This window comes from Streptomyces sp. NPDC059454 (assembly GCF_042749965.1).
Classification (GTDB): Bacteria; Actinomycetota; Actinomycetes; order Streptomycetales; family Streptomycetaceae; genus Streptomyces.
Map to the genome: position 1 here is coordinate 1 of NZ_JBHYVC010000017.1, position 18,340 is coordinate 18,340.

Genomic DNA, 18,340 nt, shown 5'->3' on the forward strand with positions numbered 1-18,340 from the left:
GCCCCAGCCGGGGCGTGGCCGCCGCGCCGTGGCCGCCTCAGAGGCCGTAGGTCCTGCCGATGACGTCCCGCTGGATCTCGCCGGTCCCGCCGTAGACCGTGGAGACGACCGCGGCCCGCAGGTGGCGCTCCATGTCAAACTCCGTGGTGCAGCCGTAACCGCCCGTCATCTGCATGCCCTCCAGGGCGGTCCGTTCGGCGAGCTCGGTGGCCTTCAGCTCGGCCATGGCCACCTCGCGCACCAGCAGCCGGGCGCACTCGATCTCGGTGGCGGGATCGGCGATCCGGTGCCGCAGCGCCTGGAAGGAGCCGACGGGCCGCCCGAACTGCTCGCGCTCGCGGACGTGGGCGACGGTGTCGTCGAAGGCGCGGCGCGCCAGGCCCAGCATGTTCGCGGCCGGGAAGAGCCGCTCGTGGTCCAGGCCGGCCATCAACTGCCGCCGGCCGTCGTCCACCCGGCCGACGACGGCGTCCGCGGGCAGCCGCACGCCGGTGAGGAAGACGTCGTTGACCTCCCGGCCGCGCGTGGTCTCGATGCCCCGCACCTCCACGCCCGGGGTGTCGGCGGGCAGAGGGAACATGGTCGGGCCGCCGTGCTTGTCCTCGCTGGTGCGGGCCACCAGCAGAACGCTCTTCGCGCAGTGCGCGTTGGAGATCCAGGTCTTCTGACCGTCGATCACCCACGTGCCGTCCCCTCCCGCCGGGCCCGGCAGCGCAGCGCGCCGACGTCCGACCCGCCCCCGGCTCCGACATGGGGATGGACAGGACGTCGCCGCGCACGGCGCCGGTCGGCACCTCGCGTCGCTGCCGCTCGGTGCCGAACCGCTCGTACGCCTTCGCGGTGATGACGGTGGTGACGAAGCCCCCGCACGGGACCATCCCGTACGAGGTCTCCTCCAGGAACAGGAAGAGGCAGGCGTCGGCCGGCCCGCCGCCGGAGCCCGCGTACTCCTCCGGCAGGCACACCCCGAGCCTTTTGCACAACCCGGGGTGGTGGGCCTCGCGGCCGCCCCCCGTCAGAGCGTCGCGCTGTTCCCGGGTGCCGCACCCGCGCTTGGCGACATCGCCTACGGCCGCGGCGAAAGCGGCCTGCTCCTCGGTGAGTCGGCTGCCCATCAGGTCCTCCGGGGTCCGGGTGCCGGTCGGCGGCTCGACCGGTGCGGGCACACAGATGAGTTACAAAAGTATGGTAATTGCTTCAGTGTCTCTCGGGAGTCGTTCGCCGGTATCGTGTGCGGCACCATGAGAACTGACACGAACGACTCGTGGCTCGACCGGGCCCTCGACCGGCCGGAGCCTGAGGACGACACGGCGCGGCGGATCCTCGACGCAGCGCTGGAACAGTTCACCCTGCTGGGTCTGCGCCGCTCCTCCGTGGACGACGTCGCCAAGCGGGCCGGCGTCTCCCGGGTCACCGTCTACCGGCGCTTCCAGACCAAGGACAAGCTGGTCGAGGACACCCTGCTGCGCGAGCTCAGCCGGTTCTTCCAGCGGCTGGACTCGGCGGTGGCGGCGCTGCCGACCATGAAGGAGCGGGTCGTCGAGGGCTTCGTGGTCGCCCTGCGCCACACCCGTGCCCATCCGCTCTTCGGCGGCATGCTGCGCCTCGAACCCGAGGTGGTGCTGCCCTACCTGACCGTGCAGGGCAGTTCCGCGCTCTCCGCCACCGTCGAGTACCTGACGGTGCATCTGCGCCGCGCGCAACAGGCCGAGGGCCGCCTCGACGAGGACCCGCGTCCGGTCGCCGAGCTCATGGTGCGGGTCGCCGTGTCCTTCCTGCTCAACCCCGCCGGCTGCATCGAGATGGAGGACGAGGACCAGGCCCGGGCCTTCGCCCGCCGTTACCTGGCCCCGCTGCTGGACGCCTGAGCGGGCCGGACCGTCCGCTCGGACGGTCCGGGCCCGACGCGGCGCCGGCCGGCCGTTCAGCGGCGCCGGTGCAGCGCGCGGGCCAGCCGCACCGCGCGCTCCCGTGTGGCGGCCGGAACCCGGAAGGAGGTCAGCGCGATCGGCGGGGTGAACCGCTGCACCGTCACCGACTGCACGGAGGTGAAGGCACGCAGCCCCTCCTCGCCGTGGATCCGTCCGAAGCCGGAGTCCTGCGAACCGCCGAACGGCAGCGCCGGCACCGCCGCGAAGCCCAGCACCGAGTTCACCGACACCGCCCCCGCGCGCAGCCGCGCCGCGATCGCCGCACCGGCGCGCCCGCTCCGGCAGAACACCGCGGCCCCCAGGGCGTAACGCGAGGCGTTGGCCCGCTCCACCGCCTCGTCCACGTCGGCCACCGGGTTGATCGCCACGACCGGCCCGAAGGTCTCCTCCGTCATCGCCGCCGCGTCCTCCGGAACGCCGGTCAGCACCACCGGCGCGACGTACGGAGCACGAACCGACCCGGGGCCGCCCAGCAGGGCCCGCGCACCCGCCGCGACCGCACCGGTCACATGCCGCTCGACGACCGCGACCTGCTCCGGCAGCGTCATCGGGCCGTAGGCGGCGTCCGCCCCGTCACCCGGGCGCAGCGCCCCGGCCCGCTCGACCACCCGTGCGCACAGCTCCGCGTGGATCTCACGCACCGCGTAGACGCGCTCCACCCCCGCGCAGGTCTGCCCCGCGTTGCTCAGCGCACCCCACACGATCGCGTCGGCGGCGGCTTCCAGGTCCGCGTCCGCGGTGACGATCACCGCGTCCTTCCCGCCGCACTCGGCGAGGAACGGCGTCAGGGTCCCGGCGCACACCGCCATCACCTTGCGGGCCGTCCCCGGCGAACCGGTGAACGCCAGCTTGTCGACCCCGGACCGGGCCAGGGCGTCCCCGGTGGACGCCGCGCCGGTGACGGTGGTGAGCAGCCCGGCGTGCCCGGGCACGGCGGCGTCGAAGAGCTCGGCCGGCAGGACCCCGGTGCCCGGGGTCAGCTCGGACGGCTTGAAGACCACGGCGTTCCCCGCGGCCAGGGCGTAACCGATCGAGCCCATCGGGGTGTACAGGGGGTAGTTCCAGGGACCGATCACGCCGACCACGCCCAGCGGCCGGTGCACCAGCGAGGCCCGCTGGTGGACGGTGAACAGTCCGGTGCCCACCTTCCGCCGGCGCAGCACGCGTCCGGCGTTGCGGGCGGCCCAGCCCAGGTGCTCCAGCGTGAGGACGACCTCCAGCGCGGCGTCACCGGCCGGCTTGCCGGTCTCCTCGGCGATGGTGCGGGCCACGGCGTCGAGTTCTGTGGCGAGGGTCCTCTTCCAGCGCAGCAGATGCTCACGGCGCCGGGACGCGGGCAGCGCCGCCCAGCCGGCCTGGACGGCCCGGCCCCGGGCCACGGCGCGGGAGACCTCTTCCGGCCCGTTCACCGGGTGTTCGGCGATCGGCTTGCCGGTCGCGGGGGAGTACGCGGTGAAGGTCGTGGCGCGTGGTGCGGCGGCCGGGGTGGTGTCGGTCATCGGGTCTCCTGACGGGGAGCAGGGGGGAGGGACGGCCGCGCCGGAACGGAGGCCCCTTCCGGCAGCGTCTCGTCCTTCAGCGGCGAGGGCGGACGGGAGTGCGCCCAGTGCGGACCCAGGTCGTCCAGGGTCCAGCCGAAGGGGTAGGTGCGCGCCTTGGGCTTGCGCGGGAACCGTTCCGGCCGCCCGGGCAGCAGGCGGATCAGCGCGGCCCGGGTGCGGAAGGCGCGGTGGACGACGGCCCGCAGCAGGCGCGGCTGCGGGCGGAAGCCGAGGGCCTCCAGCAGCGGTTCGTCCAGGACGGCGAGCACGGCCCGGGAGACCGGCCGCCGTGCCGGGGCCGGGTACCAGGAGGCCATGATCCGCAGAGTGGCCGAGGCGACCCTGCGGTTGGCGGGGTCGTAGGCGAACATCTCCCGCTCGTAGTCGTCGTGGAGCCGTTCGAACGCGGCGTAGGTGCCGGGCACGCCGGAGATGCCCATCATCTCGCCCATCCGCCGGCCCACCAGCGCCAGACTCTCGGTCTCCTGCTCGGACAGGCGCCGCCAGCCGAACCGGTCGATCCACCGCTTCGGCCCCACCACCGTGGTGGCCAGGACGTAGAGGAAGTCCTCGTTGGGGATCCGGTAACGGCCGTGTATGCGGTTCAGGTGGCGGGCCGCCGCCCGGCCGTGCTCCGAGTCCATCCCCTCGCGGACCATCTCGTAGGTGAGCAGCACCGTGTCGTCGTACCGCTTCTGCCCGGCACGTTCGAACTCCTGGGTGCGGTCCAGGAGCCGGGAGATGCGCGGGACGCCGTAGTCGCGCAGGAACGCGATCGACGTCCCGTGGAGATAGTCGCGGGGGAACTCGTAGTGGGTGATCCACCGGTAGATCTGCTCGAAGTCCCGCTGCGGATCCATCTGCCGGATACGGCGCAGCCGGTTGTAACGGCCCATGGGTGGTCCCTCCTGTCGGAATCGCGGCCACCGGCTCGCGGCGCGCGTGGTCATGCCGGAGAAGCGGACGGTCTCCGGTGAGCCGGGTGAGCCGGGTGAGCCGGGTGACGGGGTGCCGCGCGGGCCGTGGGCGACGGTGCTCCTGGCCCGGACGGCGCGGGTGTCCTACGGCACGGCGCTTCCCGTGCGTACGACCCTCTCCGAGCGGACTGCGGTGGTGCCGGCCGTACTGGATTCCATGGGGAGCACCCCCTGTGAGTCGAAGATACTGAAACTATTGAGTTGTTTCATCGGGCGTCAATACTCCGGACGCGACGGAGACGCGGAGGCGAGCCGTGCGGGCGTTCCGTGGCCGGGCCGGAGCGTGACCGTGAGCCGGATGTGTTCCACGCGTGGTGGGCCTGTCCGCGTGGCCATGGTGGGGCCGGAAAACAGAAGGACCCCTCGCGAGGCGCGGGAGGTCCGCGTGCGGGCAGTGAGCGAGGAGGGCTCCTCCCGGGGCTCGGTGCCGGCACGCCGCCGGTGGTCAGCTGCCGCCGCGTGCGCGCATGCCGGTACGCTCCGGCCGCCGCCCGGAAGGCCGTCTCACACTGTGGGCGGCCCGGGAGCAGGGGCGGGCCGCTGCGCGTGCCAGGGCCACCCCCTTCACGGGCCGCTGTTCCGGCGGGCCGGTGCCGGGAGGCGGAGGCGGCCGTCGTGGACCTCGGCGATCCGGTCGACGGCGGTGAGGTGGGTGTGGTCGTGCGTGACCAGGACGGTGGCGGTGGCCCGCTGGTGGGTGAGGCGGGCGATCAAGCCGATGACGGCGGCGCCGCGTTCGTGGTCGAGGGCGCTGGTGGGTTCGTCGATCAGGAGAACGGTGGGGTCGTTCATCAGGGCGCGGGCGATGTTGACACGCTGGCGCTGGCCGCCGGAGAGCCGGTGGGGGTGGCGGTCGGCCTGGCCGGCCAGACCGACCGCGTCGAGGAGTTCCAGGGCGCGGCTGCGGACGGTGCGGGGCCTGCGGCCGTCGATCCGGGCCATGACCTGGAGCTGTTCCGCTGCGGTGAGGGAGGGCAGCAGGTTGGGCTGTTGGAAGACGATGCCGATCTTGCGGCGGCGCAGTTCGGCCAGCTCGCCGCGGGTCAGGCCGGTGGTGGAGGTGCCGTCGATGGTGACGGTGCCGGCCTCGGGGGTGATCAGGGTGGCGGCGACGGCCAGCAGGCTGGACTTGCCGGAGCCGGAGGGCCCGACCACGGCCGTCAGACTGCCCCCGGGGACCTCGAGACCGACCTGGTCGAGAGCGGTCAGGCGGTTCTCGCCGTCGGGGTAGGTGAGGGTGATGTCGGTCAGGGTCAGGCTCATCGGGCGCTCCCCAGAGCGGTCAGCGGGTCGACGGAGGTGATGCGGCGGATGGCCAGGGCGGCCCCGAGGGCGCCGAGCAGGATCGTCACCGCCGCGGGAAGCAGGACGGTGGCGGGGGTGAGCAGGAACGGCACGGCCGAGCCGGCCACCGCGGCACCGAGGGCGGCGGCGATGCCGGTGCCGAGCAGGGTGCCGCCGACGAGCAGGACGACGGCCTGGCCGAGGGCATCCTTGAGGAGGCCCGCGGTGGGGGCGCCGAGCGCCTTGAGGACGGCGACGTCGCCGCTGCGCTGGATGGTCCACACGGTGAAGAAGGCCCCGATGACGAGCGCGGAGATGACGAACAGGAAGCCGCGCATCAGCTGCAGGGAGCCGTTCTCGGAGGTGTAGGAGCCGATCGCGGACAGCGACTCGTCGGTGGTGACCGTCCTGGTGCCGGCCCGCCGGTCGGTGGCCGTCACATCGGCCCCGGACGTGGTGTCCAGGGCGATGACGGTGGCGACGGGGCCGGCGCCGGTGCCGGTGGGCGGTGCGGTCCTCTGCCAGACGTCGAGGCTGGTCCAGACGACCGGGGCGTGGCTGAAGTGGGCGTCACCCCGCACGGCGGCCACCTTCAGCCGCCGCCCGGCCAGGGTGAGGAAGTCACCGGCCCGCACGCCCAGACCGTCGGCGGCCGCGGTGGACAGCACCACCCCGCTGTCACTGATCTTGCTGCTGTCCGGGGCGAGGCGGGAGCCCGGCCGGACGCCGAAGGCGGAGACGCCGGTGCTTCTGCTCCCGGCGGTGGCCCTGGTGGTGGTGATCCCCAGCGGTTCGGCGCTTTCGACGCCGGGGGCCTCGGACCACTGCTGCCACTGCCGCTCGGCGACGGTGGAGTCGGAGTACGACAGGTCCTGACCGCCACCGGGAGCCTGGAAGGCGATCCTGTCGGCGGGCAGAGAAGTGATCGCGGAGACGTTCTGCCGGCCCAGTCCGGCCGTCAGACCGGACAACAGCCCGACCAGCAGGGTGATCAGCACGACGACGGTCCCCATCAGGGCGAAACGCCCCTTGGCGAACCTCAGATCTCTCCAGGCGACAAACACGGCCTCGGCTGTCCTTTCCAGTGGTGGAAGCGGCAAGACTCCACCGTCGCCGCCGGCCACCGTGTGCGCGTCCGGCGCAGGACGGCACTTCGCGGGCCGAAAGGCGGCACACGGGTTCCGTCTTTCGATGGAGGCCCTCGGGTGTCCGCCTCCGTAACCTGGGACGCACTGTGAACACCGCTGCCCTTGCCCCGACTCCGACCACCCGGGCCCTGGCCTGGTGTCTGCACCTGCTGGTCATCGGCCTGCTCGCCCTGACCGCCGGCCGGGCCGTGGCCGACGGCCGGTCCCACGCCGGACCGATCGTCGCCGTGACCGCGGCATGCGCCGCGGTGTACGCCGCCGGGCCGCTCCTGCCCCGCGTGCGCCGCTCCCGCCCCGCCGCCTGGTGGCTGGCCGCCGTGGGCGTCGTATGGCTGGTGCTGCTGGCCCTGTCCCCCGACGGCGTGTGGGTGGCCTTCCCGCTGTACTTCCTCCAGCTCCACCTGCTGCCCCGCCGCGCCGGGCTCGCCGCCGTGACGGCCACCGCGACGGCGGCCGTCACCGGCTTCGCCGCCCACCAGCACTCCTTCGGCCCGGCCATGGCGATCGGCCCGGCGCTCGGTGCAGCCGTCGCCGTCGCGGTGGTGTGGGGATACCAGACCCTGTACCGGGAGAGCGAACAGCGCAGGCGACTGATCGAGGAACTCACCACCACCCGCGCCGACCTGGCCGAAGCCCAGCACACCGCCGGGGTGCTCGCCGAACGCGAACGGCTGGCCCGCGAGATCCACGACACCCTCGCCCAGGGACTCTCCAGCATCCAGCTGCTGCTGCGCGCCGCCGAACGCGCCCTGCCGGACCGGTCCGACGACGCCGCCCGCCACGTCGAGGCGGCCCGCCAGGCGGCCGTGGACAACCTCGCCGAGGCCCGCCGCTTCGTCGCCGCCCTCACCCCGCCCGCCCTGGAAGGCACCACCCTGGCCGGCGCCCTGGAACGGCTGTGCGCCACCACCGGTGCCCGCCATTGCCTCACCACCCGCTTCCACCTCACCGGCGACCCCGTACCCCTGCCGACCGCCCACGAGGTCGCCCTCCTGCGCATCGCCCAGTCCGCCCTCGCCAACACCGTCCGCCACGCCCGCGCCACCACCGCCGAGACCACCCTCGGCTACCTCGGCGACCACATCGCCCTCGACATCGTCGACGACGGGCACGGCTTCGACCCCGAACGGCTGCCCGCCCCCGATCCCGAAAGCGGCGGCTTCGGCCTGGCGGCCATGCGCGCCCGCATGAACACCCTCGGCGGCACCCTGGCCATCACATCCGTCCCCGGCCACGGCACCGCCCTGGCCGCCCGCCTCCCCCTCACCACGCCCGCAGAGACCGAGACCGAGGCCCGCCCGTGACCGACGACGTACCCGTCCGCCTCCTCCTGGCCGACGACCACCCCGTCGTGCGCGCGGGGCTGCGCGCCGTGCTGGAAACCGAACCCGGCCTCGTCGTCGTGGCCGAAGCGGCCACCGCCGAGGCCGCCGTCGCCCGAGCCGCCGAAGGCGACATCGACGTCGTGCTGATGGACCTGCGGTTCGGCAAGGGCATGGGCGGCGCCGAAGCCACCGCCCGGATCACCGCCCGAGCGGGTGCACCCCGCGTGCTGATCGTCACCACCTACGACTCGGACGCCGACACCCTGCCCGCCATCGAGGCCGGCGCCACCGGCTACCTCCTCAAGGACGCCCCGCCCGAGGAGCTGGCGGCCGCCGTACGTACGGCGGCCGCCGGCCGCACCACCCTCGCCCCCACGGTCGCGGACCGGCTGATGAACCGGCTGCGCACGCCGGGCACCGCCCTGACCCGGCGCGAGACCGAAGTCCTCGCCCTGGTCGCCGAGGGCCTGTCCAACCAGGCCGTCGGCCGCCGTCTCCACCTGACCGAAGGCACCGTCAAGTCCCATCTGGCCCGCGTCTACGCCAAGCTCGGCGTCGACTCGCGGACCGCCGCCGTCGCCACCGCCACCGGCCTCGGCCTCATCCGCCGCTGACCCGCGCGCGTGCGGACTCCGAGGCCGCGTGCCGGTCTCCGGGTGTGCGACGGCGACAACAGATACGCCGGGCAGGAGCGCGGTCGTTCTCGCGCTGCGCCGCCACGTCCGCGACCGCCGGCTCCGCCGACCAGGCGGGTGGATGCGCGGCGGGCCTCTCACCGGGGTGCGTCGCGCGGACGTGTCGTCCGGGAGCCCTTGGGCCACCTCGTACGGTGCCGGCCTGAGCCTCGGGTTCGCCGCGCGAACCACTTCGCGCCCGGTTCGTCCGGGTCACCCGATGCGGAGCCGGGGACCGGTGCCCGTACAAGGGCCGGACGCGTCGGGCAGGAGAGGACGGCTGAGCGTGAGCGCCCCCGTGGTGCGCCCCGCCGATGAGGCGCGGTCGCACGGAGGATGTTCCGTTGCCCCGCGCGAGGAGACGCCACGAGCGCTGACCGGAGCGTCGGCGCACGGGCCGGGGTGCGCATGGCCGAGGCGGGCGGGAAGGAAGCGCTGGAGCTGCCGGCGAGCGTGTGCTGGGGACGATGCATCCGTCCCTGGTGGCCGGCGTCGACGGGGCCGAACCCGGCCTGCGGGCCGTCGACCGGGCAGCCGACGAGGCCGCCCTCTCCGACGCCCCGGCGGACGTGGAACCGCGCCGGCACACCGTGGAGGGCCCTGCCCGCAGGGTACTCCTCGCCGCCTCGCAGGAGGCCGGCCTCCCGACCGTCGGCCGACGCCGTCCCGGCCGCCTCGGACGGGTCGCCCCCACCGCACCACTCCGGCTGCCCGGTGGTGGTCGTACCCGACGCGGAGTGAGAGCGGGGAGCCCGTCACAGGACGGTCAGGACCGGGCCGCGGCTTGCGCGACGGCGAAGCCGGGGCGGTGAAGACCACCACGTCATGGCGGACGACGTCCACCGCCCGGTGAACTGAGGGCCTGGACCGGGTGTGCCGGAAGGGCTGACGGGGCGCGCCGGACCGTCGACGCGGGAGGGACGATCGGTATCACGGCGCGATGCCGTGCCCTGTGTTACTGTCGTGTGTTTGCGTGGTCGTCGCGGTGGGCGATTCTGCCCGTTCGGTTCCGTTTGTGCGTGGGCCGTTCCGTCCTGCCGGGCCTTCCTCGGTACGTTCCCCTGCGGAAGGCTGTTCATGAAGCATCCCGACGACTCCGGCATCGCTCACGGCGGTCCCGCCGAGCCCGAGGCCACGGCCCCGGCACCGCCCCCCGTCTCCTTCGCCGGTCTGGAGCTGCCGGTGGAGGTGCTGCGGACACTGAGCGGACGCGGGGTGTGCGAACCCTTCCCGATCCAGGCCGCCACACTGCCCGATGCCCTTCAGGGACGCGACGTCCTGGGACGCGGGCGCACCGGATCGGGCAAGACGCTCGCCTTCGGCCTGCCACTGCTCACGCGTACGGCCGGGCGGCGCGCCGAACCGAAGCAGCCCCTCGCCCTGATCCTCGTGCCCACCCGGGAGCTGGCCCAACAGGTCACCCAGGAGCTGGCGCCGTACGCCGAGGCACTGCGGCTGCGGATGGCCACGGTCGTCGGCGGCATGTCGATCGGACGGCAGGCCGCCGCGCTGCGCCAGGGAGCCGAGGTGGTCGTCGCCACCCCCGGACGCCTGCACGACCTGGTCGGGCGCAACGCCTGCCGTCTGGGACGGGTGAGGATCACCGTGCTGGACGAGGCCGACCAGATGTGCGACCTGGGATTCCTGCCGCAGGTCGCCGACGTGCTCGGCCAGGTGCACCCCGACGGCCAGCGGATGCTGTTCTCGGCCACGCTGGACCGCGACGTCGATCAGCTGGTCAGCCGCTATCTCCACGACCCCGTGGTCCACTCGGTCGACCCGTCCGTGGGCACGGTCACGACGATGGAGCACCACGTGCTGGTCGTCCACGGCCCCGACCGCTACGCCGTCATCACGGAGATCGCCGCCCGCGACGGCCGCGTACTGCTGTTCCTCGACACCAAGCACGCAGTCGACCAGCTCACCCGGCATCTGCGGACCAGCGGGGTGAACGCCGGGGCGCTGCACAGCGGCAAGTCCCAGCCCCAGCGCACACGGACCCTGGCGCAGTTCAGGAACGGCGGGATCACCGCTCTGGTGGCGACCGACGTAGCGGCCCGCGGCCTGCACGTCGACGACCTCGATCTCGTGGTCAACGTCGACCCGCCCACCGACGCCAAGGACTACGTGCACCGGGCGGGCCGGACCGCCCGCGCAGGTGAGTCCGGCAGCGTGGTCACGCTCGTGCCGGCGGGCGGGCGCCGCGAGACGAGCCGCATGATGGCCGAGGCCGGCATCGAGCCGACCGTCACCAAGGTGCGCTCGGGCGAGGCGGAACTGAGCCGGATCACCGGCGCCAAGGCTCCCTCCGGCACCCCGCTCGACGGCGGGCCCGCCGTCCCCCGGCCCAAGAACACCAACGCGCCCTTCCGCGGCCTCGGCACCAGCAAGGACGCCTCCCGCGGCGGCGGCAAGTCCCGAAGGGCCGGCGAGGCCCGCAAGCTCGCCGAGGCCCGCAAGGCCGCCCTCGTGCGTCGCAACGGCTGAGGCGCTGCCCCGGGAGCGGACGTCCTGGCCACAGGATCGACACCTCTCGGCCTGGCCCGAGGCCGTCCTGTGCGCCTCACCCACCGAGCGGACGCCCTCGGCCGCGAGGGGACACCCGCCGAAACGGAGCAGAATGACGCCGCCGGTGCCCCGCACCGCGCCCGGCATGACAAGCTGTGCTTGCCCACCCCCCGAACCCAGGAGGTCAGCATGACCGCAGAGCCCGTACCCACGGAAGGTTCGGAGCCGGCTGCTCCCGAGACGTCCCCGCTGACGCCGGACAGCGACGGCAACTACGACCTCAAGCGCAAGTTCCGCGAAGCCCTGGCGCGCAAGCACAGTGCGCAGGCGGACGCCGCCGATGCCGCCGCCAGCCCCGGTGCGTCGAAGGTGCGCGCGGCGCACGGTCCGGCCGCGAGCCAGCGGTCGTTCAGGCGCAAGAGCGGCGGCTGAGCCGATCGGTCCCGGCATCGTGCTCACCGCGACGAGCGCCGGACTCCTCGACGACCCGGAGATGAGGAAGGTCATGGACGCGGCGGTCCCCATGCCGCTGAACGGCTGCCTCCAGCCGGAGGACGTCGCGCGAGCCGTCCTGTTCCCGGCCTTTGAGGACAACAGCCGCATCACCGGGCAGGTGCTCCACGTCGGCGGCGGCGCCGAGGCGACACCGCGCGGGCCCGAGGACTTCTGAGCCGCGGGGCGGAGCCACGCAACGGTGCCCCGGCCGCGTACGGCGGCCGGGGCACCTGCGCGTCCGGGGAGCCAGACCCGCACCGCGCGCCGGATCCCGTGAGGCCGTGCGGGCCCGGATCTCCGTCTGCCTGGTCTTCACGGTCGTGAGTTCGGCCGTCGGAGGACGGTCGGCGCGCGTCCCCGAGGTGCGGCACACCGTCGGTACGGGGGAGGCTGCCCGAGGGCCGGCCAACACCGCCTCCACGGGCGGCGATCTGGTCGCCCTGGCCCTGGTCACCGTGCTGATCGGGCAGACGGGAATCCGCCGCACGAGTTGGGCGGGGGCCGCCCTCCTCCTGGTCGACGCCCCACTGATGGCGTCGGCCTCCACTGCGCCGGCCCTGATCGCGGGCCTGGCGACCTGGGGATCCGCCGCGAGCCTGCTGTCCGTCCCGCGCAGGGCGCCGGCCCCGGCACCGCAGTGGCCCTCTGCATGACGCACGGCCTGGAATCCGTGACGGGAGCCCTGGCGATCCTCAAGTCCGGCGCGGTGTACGTCCCCTGCGATCCCGGTCATCCAGCCGAGCGGCCGGCCTGCATGATCTCCGATTCGCGCTGCACACCGGCGACATCTCCATCTGGGAAATTTTCGCTCCCTCGGCGGCGGGTGCATGCCTCGTGATCGCCCCACCGTCCGACCTCCGCGATCCGTCGTCGCTCCCGCAAGTCGCGCAGTCGGAGTCCGTGACGATAAACGGTCAGTATCGGGCGCGGGAGCGTCCCAGCTTGCTGACCTGATGGCCGCCGTGACGGGGGACCTGGGCACAGGTGCCTGGCTCCCGCTCGGGAGGTTCGCTGCGTGACTCGACAGCTCGTCCGCGGCATGGGGCCCGAGCGAGTGGGCTGAGTTCGGGACCGAAGCGGCGTTGTTCATGGATGCCGCCTGCCCCTCCGGCCGCTACCGCGGCCTCGCCCGCCCCGGTGTCCTTCTCGTCCACTACCCCGGCGCCATGGGCTTCGGCACCGTCGTTATTCCCGACACTGAGACCGAAGCCGCAGCAGCCGACGCCACTGCGGCGGCCCTCCGCGGGACCCGCTGCGTCATGATCACCCGCGCCCCGCGAGCGGGGCCGGTCCCGGGCCGGCAGAGCAGCCGGTTGCCGCGCCACCTGGGGACTGCACGGGTAAGCCAGGATGCGCTGAGCGCCCACTGAGTGAGATGTCCGAGGGAAGGGCAGGCGGCGCCCGACCCGTACGTACGTGAGGGCGCCCCGTATTCGCCATGCCGCCGCATCCCAGCAGCGTTACTGGATGCATGGACGCGACGATCACCGCCCCCCGCGCCGAGGTGCTGCGGGACCGTTACCGCAGTCGACTGCCCGAGCGCTTGCAGGAGCTGGCCGGTCCCGTCGAGGGCGACGTGGACCTGCCGCTCCACATCGTCTGGTCCGGGCGGTCGAGTTACAGCCCAGACCGTCCGAAGTCCCGCATGACGCTCTACCGGACCGTCCTGGCCGAAGGACTGAGTGAGGACCTGGTGGCCCTCCTGCACCATCGGCTGCTCATCGAGCAGTGGCCCGTGCTGCGGTGCTTGATCAGTCCTTGCATCCGCGAGGTCTGGGAGGACGCCTTCCCCGAGCTGCTCCGCACCGCTCCGGCCGACACGACCGCCGCGTGAAGCTCACTCCGCTCCACGAGCGTCTCCTCACCGGCGGATACGTCGCGCCCGCGACGAGTTCAGCCTTGAAGACCTTCGGGACCGGCTCGTCGGTGCGGACTTGGTACGAGGATGAGGACTGCACCGTGTACGGGCTCACCTCCCGGCAGATCGAAGAACTCAAGGCGTGGGCGCTGGAGTGGGCGGAGGATCTGGGTGCACGGATCCATGACGAGAACGCCTGGGGCGAGGGCGCGGGCGCGGAAACAGGAACGGTCCGGGTCAGCGGGCGTTGCTCCAGCCGCCTGTGCCGGCGGAGTACGAGTCGAGCAGGTCCACCACGAAGATCAGGGTCGAGCCCGCCGGGATCAACGGCGAGGGTGACTGGTTGCCGTAGCCGAGACGCGGGGGAACGACGATCTCGCGCCGACCGCCGACCTTCATCCCTCTCAACCCCCGGTCCCAGCCCTTGATGACCCTGCCGCTGCCCAGGGCGAACTTGAAGGGCTGGTCACGGTCCCAGGAGGAGTCGAACTCCTTCCCGGTCTCGAAGGTCACCCCGACGTAGTGGACCCTGACCACCGTGCCCGGCTTCACCTCGGCCCCGTCCCCGACGACCAGCTCCCGGACGGTCAGTTCGGCAGGCGCAGCACCCTTTGGGACGTCGACCTCGGGCTTCGTCAGTTCACTCATCGCAGTTCCGTCACTCTCCGTCGCAGACCCTCGTGCGGGCCGACCCGGCCCATGGACACTCCATGCGGCAGAGGATCACGCTAACGCGCATGCCGGTTTCCGGAGCGCACCGGATCAATGGCCGCGCACGGCGGTCCGTCGCACGGCCGGCGCACGAGCCCTCGCACACTCGGACGGGACGCGGTGGCTCGGGTTGCACAGCAGCCGCCCGGGCGGGAAGCGGCGCAGAGGGCCCGGGCCGACGCGCGCCGTTCAGTCGACCGCGTCGAGTCGCGCCGCCGCCCGCAGGTCCCTGAACGACGAGATGACCTCGGCCAAGCCGTGCCGCAGGGGCATCTCCGGCTGTCCGCCGAGCCAGGGTCCTTGAGAAGTGATCGGGCCTTGTCTCCGGGGAGTGGACACCTGTTCGTAGGCGATCGGTGCCTGGCGTCCCTTCGCCGAGTGTCGTCGGCGGGTGTTGTAGCGGGTGGTCCAGCGGAAAACCGTCAGGCGGCAGGCGAGGGCTCCGTCTAAGCGGCGGGCGCCACAGAGTGAGCTGCCCCGAGTCTCGTGGAGTCCTCGGAGTGCTCTGAGTTCAGCCCACCGGCCTGCGCCCCGAGGGGGCAGTCGTGGCGGCGCTGCCGGACTGCCGCCTGTCCGGCGCAGAGCGAGCCCCGGCCACGGCGGCCGGGGTGTCGCGCAGGCCGAGGCGCAGGTGCTCGACGTGGTAGAGGGCCTGCTCCAGGAGTTCGGCGACGTGGTTGTCGTAGAGCGCGTAGATCACCGAGCGGCCCCGGCGCTCGCCGGTGACCAGGCCGAGGTTGCGCAGCAGACGCAACTGATGGGAGCAGGCGGACTGTTCCATGCCGACGGCGTCGGCGAGCTCGGTCGCCGCGCACGGGCCCTCTTGGAGGCGGGCCAGGATCCGCAGCCGGGAGGGCGTGGCCAGAGCCTGGAGTGTGGCGGCCACGTCGGCGGCGCCCACGGTCTCGAGGCGCTCGCGCGCAGTGGCGGTGGTTTTGGCGTCAGCTCCATGGCCCATGGTTGTCATCCTACGGAGAGGAACCCATGAACACATGAATGACTCTTCATGTGGTCCTGTAAAGTGGAGGGAGCGGTGTCGGCATTCCGGCCGGCAGCTGTTTCGTCATGCCGTCGTGAAGGAGTTCCGCTCCGATGACCTCCACCGTCACCCCAGCCCCACCCGGCCGGGCCACGTCTCCGCGCGACGGCGGCGCGCCCCGGCGCCGTACCCGTGTCCTCGCCCTGCCTGAGGCGCGCTGGGCCGCCGCAGCCACCGTCTTCTTCCTGCTCGCGCTGCCGCTGCAGCTGGCTGGTGCTCCGGCGTGGGCGTGGGGGCCGCTGTACGCGGTGACGTATGCGGCCGGCGGTTGGGAGCCGGGGTGGGCGGGCCTGCAGGCGCTGCGGGAGAAGACACTCGATGTCGACCTGCTGATGGTCGTCGCCGCTCTCGGGGCGGCGTCGATCGGGCAGGTGATGGACGGCGCGCTGCTGATCGTCATCTTCGCCACGTCCGGTGCGCTGGAGGCGCTGGCCACGGCACGAACCGCCGACTCGGTGCGCGGACTGCTCGATCTGGCACCGGCCACGGCCACCCGCCTCGACGCTGATGGCAGCGAGGCGACCGTCGCCGTGGAGAAGCTGTCCGTCGGCGACACCATCCTCGTACGGCCCGGCGAGCGCATCGGTGCCGATGGCCGGGTCCTCGACGGGACGAGCGACGTCGACCAGGCGACCATCACGGGTGAGCCGTTGCCCGTTGCCAAGGAGCAGGGCGACGAGGTCTTCGCGGGCACCCTCAATGGCACCGGCGCCTTGCGCGTCCGTGTGGACCGTGATGCCTCCGACACGGTGGTCGCCCGGATCGTGCGGATGGTGGAGGAGGCGTCCGAGACCAAGGCGCCGACCCAGTTGTTCATCGAGAAGGTCGAACAGCGCTACTCGCTGGGCATGGTGGTGGCGACGCTGGCCGTGTTCCTCGTCCCGCTGGCCTTCGGCACGGACCTCGCCGATGCGTTGCTACGGGCGATGACGTTCATGATCGTGGCCTCACCGTGCGCGGTCGTCCTGGCGACGATGCCGCCCCTGCTGTCGGCCATCGCGAATGCCGGACGGCATGGTGTTCTGGTCAAGTCGGCGGTGGTGATGGAGAGGCTGGGGCAGGTCGACGCGGTGGCGCTCGACAAGACCGGCACGCTGACCGAGGGCACGCCGCGGGTCGCCGACGTCCGACCGCTCGCCGCATCCAGGCTGGACGAGCGTGAGTTGCTGGTCCTCGCGGCCGCCGCGGAGCACCCGAGCGAGCATCCGCTGGCCCGCTCCGTTGTGGACGCGGCACGCGAACGCGGGCTCGCCCTGCCGGTGGCAGAGGACTTCGACTCCACGCCCGGCGTCGGGGTGACAGCCACCGTAGACGGGCGCGTGGTCGTGGTCGGCGCCCCGGCGCGGCTCCTTGGTGGGGCGACGGACGCGGACTCCGCCCTCGCGGCGGTGCTTGTCGGTGAACTGGAGGACGGCGGACGGACCGCGGTCCTGGTCACGGTGGACGGTACGCCGGTGGGCGTGCTCGGCATTGCGGACCGGCTGCGGCCCGACGCCACCGCCACCGTCACCTCGCTGAGGTCCCTCACCGGAACCGCACCCGTACTGCTGACCGGCGACAATCCGCGCGCTGCCGCCCGCCTGGCCGCCGAGGTCGGCATCGAGGACGTACGGGCAGGATTGCTGCCCCAGCACAAGGTGAGTGCGGTGCGAAAGCTGGAGGACTCCGGCCGCAAGGTGATGGTCGTGGGCGACGGCGTCAACGACGCCCCGGCGCTGGCAGCTGCCCACACCGGTATCGCGATGGGCCGGGTGGGCTCCGACCTTGCCTTGGAGACCGCCGACGCCGTCATCGTCCGCGACGAACTCGCCACAGTCCCCACCGTGATCGCCCTGTCTCGGCGCGCCCGCAAACTCGTCGTGCAGAACCTGGTCATCGCCGGAGTCTTCATCACCGGCCTGGTGATCTGGGACCTGGCCGGCAACCTGCCGCTGCCGCTCGGCGTCGCGGGCCACGAGGGCTCCACCGTCATCGTCGGCCTCAACGGACTGCGACTGCTGCGCGAAGCGGCCTGGAAGCGGGCCGCCGAGTGAGCCGCCGCAAGGCTCCCGCACAGGCGGCGCCCCGGTGCACGGTGACCGTGTGCCGGGGGTGCTGCTGCGGCACGGCCAAGGTACCCGGCACCGACCACGCCGCCCAACTCGCCATGCTCAAGGCCGAACTGGGGGCGATCGCCCAGGTCCGGGCGGTGAACTGTCTCGACGCGTGCGAGCAGGCCAACGTCATCGTCGTACAGCCGTCTTCGCCCGGGCGGGCCGCAGGCGGGCGGCCGGTCTGGCTGGGCCTGGTCAACGACCCTGACGCGACGGGCGACATCGTGGCGTGGGTGCGCTCCGGCGGACCGGGCCTCGCCGAACCGCCGGACATCCTCGGCCTGTACGAGTTCGGCCCGCTCCGGCGCGTACGACGGACCGTCGATGGGTGAGAAGCACACGGTGGTCGTTATCAGTGGATCGCGCCCAGAGCGACCACGGCCGCTGGAGACCCGCCGTCGCGTTGCGCCAGCCCGCCAGGCGGTACGTCAGCAGTCAGCAGCAGTGGGAGTGTGAGAACTGGGCGGCGAACGCGGACGTTCGCTGCTCGGACAGGGGCCGAGCGGTGGATGAGTACGCCGTGCTTACTCCGCTGCCGGGGCGCCGCCCCCTTCGGCGTGCGCGGTGCCTGGTGAACAGAGTCAGAGTTCAGAACGATGACAAGGGCTCCGTTGAGGGTGGTAGATCTCCAGGAGATCCTGCCCCAGCGGCACGACAAGGTCGGACAGCCCGGGATCGGGAATGGTCCGGCCACGGGCGATCCCCCAGCCGGCAGGGTCGAGAACCTGCTCGGCCTCGTCCTTTGTGCGGAGGCGA

The 18,340-nt window shown here is 72.9% G+C and carries 18 protein-coding genes and 1 pseudogene; 12 read left to right on the top strand and 7 right to left on the bottom strand.

Annotated features, from left to right (window positions below; genetic code table 11):
* Positions 1 to 37: 37 nt before the first annotated feature.
* A pseudogene (locus ACFXAE_RS14455) lies at positions 38 to 1,115 on the bottom strand (acyl-CoA dehydrogenase family protein).
* A 126-nt stretch (positions 1,116 to 1,241) separates the two neighbouring features.
* Here ACFXAE_RS14455 and ACFXAE_RS14460 point away from each other — a divergent pair.
* Positions 1,242 to 1,868: a TetR/AcrR family transcriptional regulator gene (locus ACFXAE_RS14460; protein WP_384713277.1), complete on the top strand. Its 627-nt coding sequence runs from the start codon at positions 1,242 to 1,244 to the stop codon at positions 1,866 to 1,868.
* A 56-nt stretch (positions 1,869 to 1,924) separates the two neighbouring features.
* On the opposite strand, the gene ACFXAE_RS14465 is transcribed toward ACFXAE_RS14460, so the two are convergent.
* The 4 genes from ACFXAE_RS14465 to ACFXAE_RS14480 form a co-directional block, all read right to left on the bottom strand.
* On the bottom strand, positions 1,925 to 3,430 hold the full coding sequence (locus ACFXAE_RS14465) for an aldehyde dehydrogenase family protein (protein ID WP_384713279.1): 1,506 nt from the start codon (positions 3,428 to 3,430) through the stop codon (positions 1,925 to 1,927).
* A complete protein-coding gene (locus ACFXAE_RS14470; protein ID WP_384713282.1) occupies positions 3,427 to 4,368 on the bottom strand; it encodes an oxygenase MpaB family protein in 942 nt (313 codons plus the stop codon). Before ACFXAE_RS14470 ends, ACFXAE_RS14465 begins: the two co-directional genes overlap by 4 nt.
* A 645-nt stretch (positions 4,369 to 5,013) precedes the next feature.
* Entirely contained in the window at positions 5,014 to 5,712 is a 699-nt protein-coding gene (locus ACFXAE_RS14475) for an ABC transporter ATP-binding protein (RefSeq protein WP_384713285.1), read from the bottom strand.
* Positions 5,709 to 6,797 carry an ABC transporter permease gene (locus tag ACFXAE_RS14480; RefSeq protein ID WP_384713287.1) on the bottom strand — a complete coding sequence of 363 codons (1,089 nt, stop codon included), beginning with the start codon at positions 6,795 to 6,797 and terminating at the stop codon, positions 5,709 to 5,711. The genes ACFXAE_RS14475 and ACFXAE_RS14480 overlap by 4 nt, the downstream gene beginning before the upstream one ends.
* Positions 6,798 to 6,967: 170 nt before the next feature.
* Here ACFXAE_RS14480 and ACFXAE_RS14485 point away from each other — a divergent pair, with 170 nt between their 5' ends.
* From ACFXAE_RS14485 to ACFXAE_RS14525, 9 genes are all read left to right on the top strand, one after another.
* On the top strand, positions 6,968 to 8,185 hold the full coding sequence (locus ACFXAE_RS14485; RefSeq protein ID WP_384713290.1) for a sensor histidine kinase: 1,218 nt from the start codon (positions 6,968 to 6,970) through the stop codon (positions 8,183 to 8,185).
* Complete coding sequence (locus ACFXAE_RS14490) at positions 8,182 to 8,820, top strand: response regulator (RefSeq protein ID WP_384713293.1); 639 nt, start codon at positions 8,182 to 8,184, stop codon at positions 8,818 to 8,820. The genes ACFXAE_RS14485 and ACFXAE_RS14490 overlap by 4 nt, the downstream gene beginning before the upstream one ends.
* A gap of 527 nt (positions 8,821 to 9,347) precedes the next feature.
* Positions 9,348 to 9,692 (top strand): hypothetical protein, encoded by a 345-nt coding sequence (locus ACFXAE_RS14495; protein ID WP_384713296.1) that lies wholly within the window; start codon positions 9,348 to 9,350, stop codon positions 9,690 to 9,692.
* Between the two features lie 265 nt (positions 9,693 to 9,957).
* The gene (locus ACFXAE_RS14500; protein ID WP_384713299.1) at positions 9,958 to 11,367 is read left to right on the top strand and encodes a DEAD/DEAH box helicase; all 1,410 of its coding nucleotides are present in this window, start codon (positions 9,958 to 9,960) and stop codon (positions 11,365 to 11,367) included.
* A gap of 210 nt (positions 11,368 to 11,577) precedes the next feature.
* The gene (locus ACFXAE_RS14505) at positions 11,578 to 11,820 is read left to right on the top strand and encodes a DUF5302 domain-containing protein (RefSeq protein ID WP_384713301.1); all 243 of its coding nucleotides are present in this window, start codon (positions 11,578 to 11,580) and stop codon (positions 11,818 to 11,820) included.
* On the top strand, positions 11,729 to 12,058 hold the full coding sequence (locus tag ACFXAE_RS14510) for an SDR family oxidoreductase (protein WP_384713304.1): 330 nt from the start codon (positions 11,729 to 11,731) through the stop codon (positions 12,056 to 12,058). Before ACFXAE_RS14505 ends, ACFXAE_RS14510 begins: the two co-directional genes overlap by 92 nt.
* A gap of 106 nt (positions 12,059 to 12,164) precedes the next feature.
* Positions 12,165 to 12,536: a hypothetical protein gene (locus tag ACFXAE_RS14515; RefSeq protein WP_384713307.1), complete on the top strand. Its 372-nt coding sequence runs from the start codon at positions 12,165 to 12,167 to the stop codon at positions 12,534 to 12,536.
* Positions 12,533 to 12,721, top strand: coding sequence for a hypothetical protein (locus ACFXAE_RS14520; protein ID WP_384713310.1), 189 nt, complete (start codon positions 12,533 to 12,535; stop codon positions 12,719 to 12,721). Before ACFXAE_RS14515 ends, ACFXAE_RS14520 begins: the two co-directional genes overlap by 4 nt.
* 633 nt (positions 12,722 to 13,354) lie before the next feature.
* Positions 13,355 to 13,717, top strand: a complete 363-nt coding sequence (locus ACFXAE_RS14525) for a hypothetical protein (RefSeq protein WP_384713313.1) — start codon at positions 13,355 to 13,357, stop codon at positions 13,715 to 13,717.
* 261 nt (positions 13,718 to 13,978) lie between these two features.
* Here the strand turns inward: ACFXAE_RS14525 and ACFXAE_RS14530 are convergent, their stop codons facing one another.
* Both ACFXAE_RS14530 and ACFXAE_RS14535 read right to left on the bottom strand, forming a co-directional pair.
* Entirely contained in the window at positions 13,979 to 14,389 is a 411-nt protein-coding gene (locus ACFXAE_RS14530; protein WP_384713316.1) for an FKBP-type peptidyl-prolyl cis-trans isomerase, read from the bottom strand.
* A 574-nt stretch (positions 14,390 to 14,963) separates the two neighbouring features.
* Positions 14,964 to 15,410 (bottom strand): ArsR/SmtB family transcription factor, encoded by a 447-nt coding sequence (locus ACFXAE_RS14535; protein ID WP_384713319.1) that lies wholly within the window; start codon positions 15,408 to 15,410, stop codon positions 14,964 to 14,966.
* A 134-nt stretch (positions 15,411 to 15,544) separates the two neighbouring features.
* Here ACFXAE_RS14535 and ACFXAE_RS14540 point away from each other — a divergent pair, with 134 nt between their 5' ends.
* Complete coding sequence (locus tag ACFXAE_RS14540; protein ID WP_384713323.1) at positions 15,545 to 17,524, top strand: heavy metal translocating P-type ATPase; 1,980 nt, start codon at positions 15,545 to 15,547, stop codon at positions 17,522 to 17,524.
* On the top strand, positions 17,521 to 17,916 hold the full coding sequence (locus tag ACFXAE_RS14545) for a (2Fe-2S) ferredoxin domain-containing protein (protein ID WP_384713326.1): 396 nt from the start codon (positions 17,521 to 17,523) through the stop codon (positions 17,914 to 17,916). The genes ACFXAE_RS14540 and ACFXAE_RS14545 overlap by 4 nt, the downstream gene beginning before the upstream one ends.
* Positions 17,917 to 18,340 lie beyond the last annotated feature (424 nt).

Coding starts and splice junctions, on each gene's coding strand:
- ACFXAE_RS14460 (WP_384713277.1), top strand. CDS start 1,242: ATGAGAACTGACACGAACGACTCGTGGCTCGACCGGGCCCTCGACCGG.
- ACFXAE_RS14465 (WP_384713279.1), bottom strand. CDS start 3,430: ATGACCGACACCACCCCGGCCGCCGCACCACGCGCCACGACCTTCACC.
- ACFXAE_RS14470 (WP_384713282.1), bottom strand. CDS start 4,368: ATGGGCCGTTACAACCGGCTGCGCCGTATCCGGCAGATGGATCCGCAG.
- ACFXAE_RS14475 (WP_384713285.1), bottom strand. CDS start 5,712: ATGAGCCTGACCCTGACCGACATCACCCTCACCTACCCCGACGGCGAG.
- ACFXAE_RS14495 (WP_384713296.1), top strand. CDS start 9,348: ATGCATCCGTCCCTGGTGGCCGGCGTCGACGGGGCCGAACCCGGCCTG.
- ACFXAE_RS14500 (WP_384713299.1), top strand. CDS start 9,958: ATGAAGCATCCCGACGACTCCGGCATCGCTCACGGCGGTCCCGCCGAG.
- ACFXAE_RS14505 (WP_384713301.1), top strand. CDS start 11,578: ATGACCGCAGAGCCCGTACCCACGGAAGGTTCGGAGCCGGCTGCTCCC.
- ACFXAE_RS14510 (WP_384713304.1), top strand. CDS start 11,729: ATGCCGCCGCCAGCCCCGGTGCGTCGAAGGTGCGCGCGGCGCACGGTC.
- ACFXAE_RS14520 (WP_384713310.1), top strand. CDS start 12,533: ATGACGCACGGCCTGGAATCCGTGACGGGAGCCCTGGCGATCCTCAAG.
- ACFXAE_RS14525 (WP_384713313.1), top strand. CDS start 13,355: ATGGACGCGACGATCACCGCCCCCCGCGCCGAGGTGCTGCGGGACCGT.
- ACFXAE_RS14530 (WP_384713316.1), bottom strand. CDS start 14,389: ATGAGTGAACTGACGAAGCCCGAGGTCGACGTCCCAAAGGGTGCTGCG.
- ACFXAE_RS14535 (WP_384713319.1), bottom strand. CDS start 15,410: ATGGGCCATGGAGCTGACGCCAAAACCACCGCCACTGCGCGCGAGCGC.
- ACFXAE_RS14540 (WP_384713323.1), top strand. CDS start 15,545: ATGACCTCCACCGTCACCCCAGCCCCACCCGGCCGGGCCACGTCTCCG.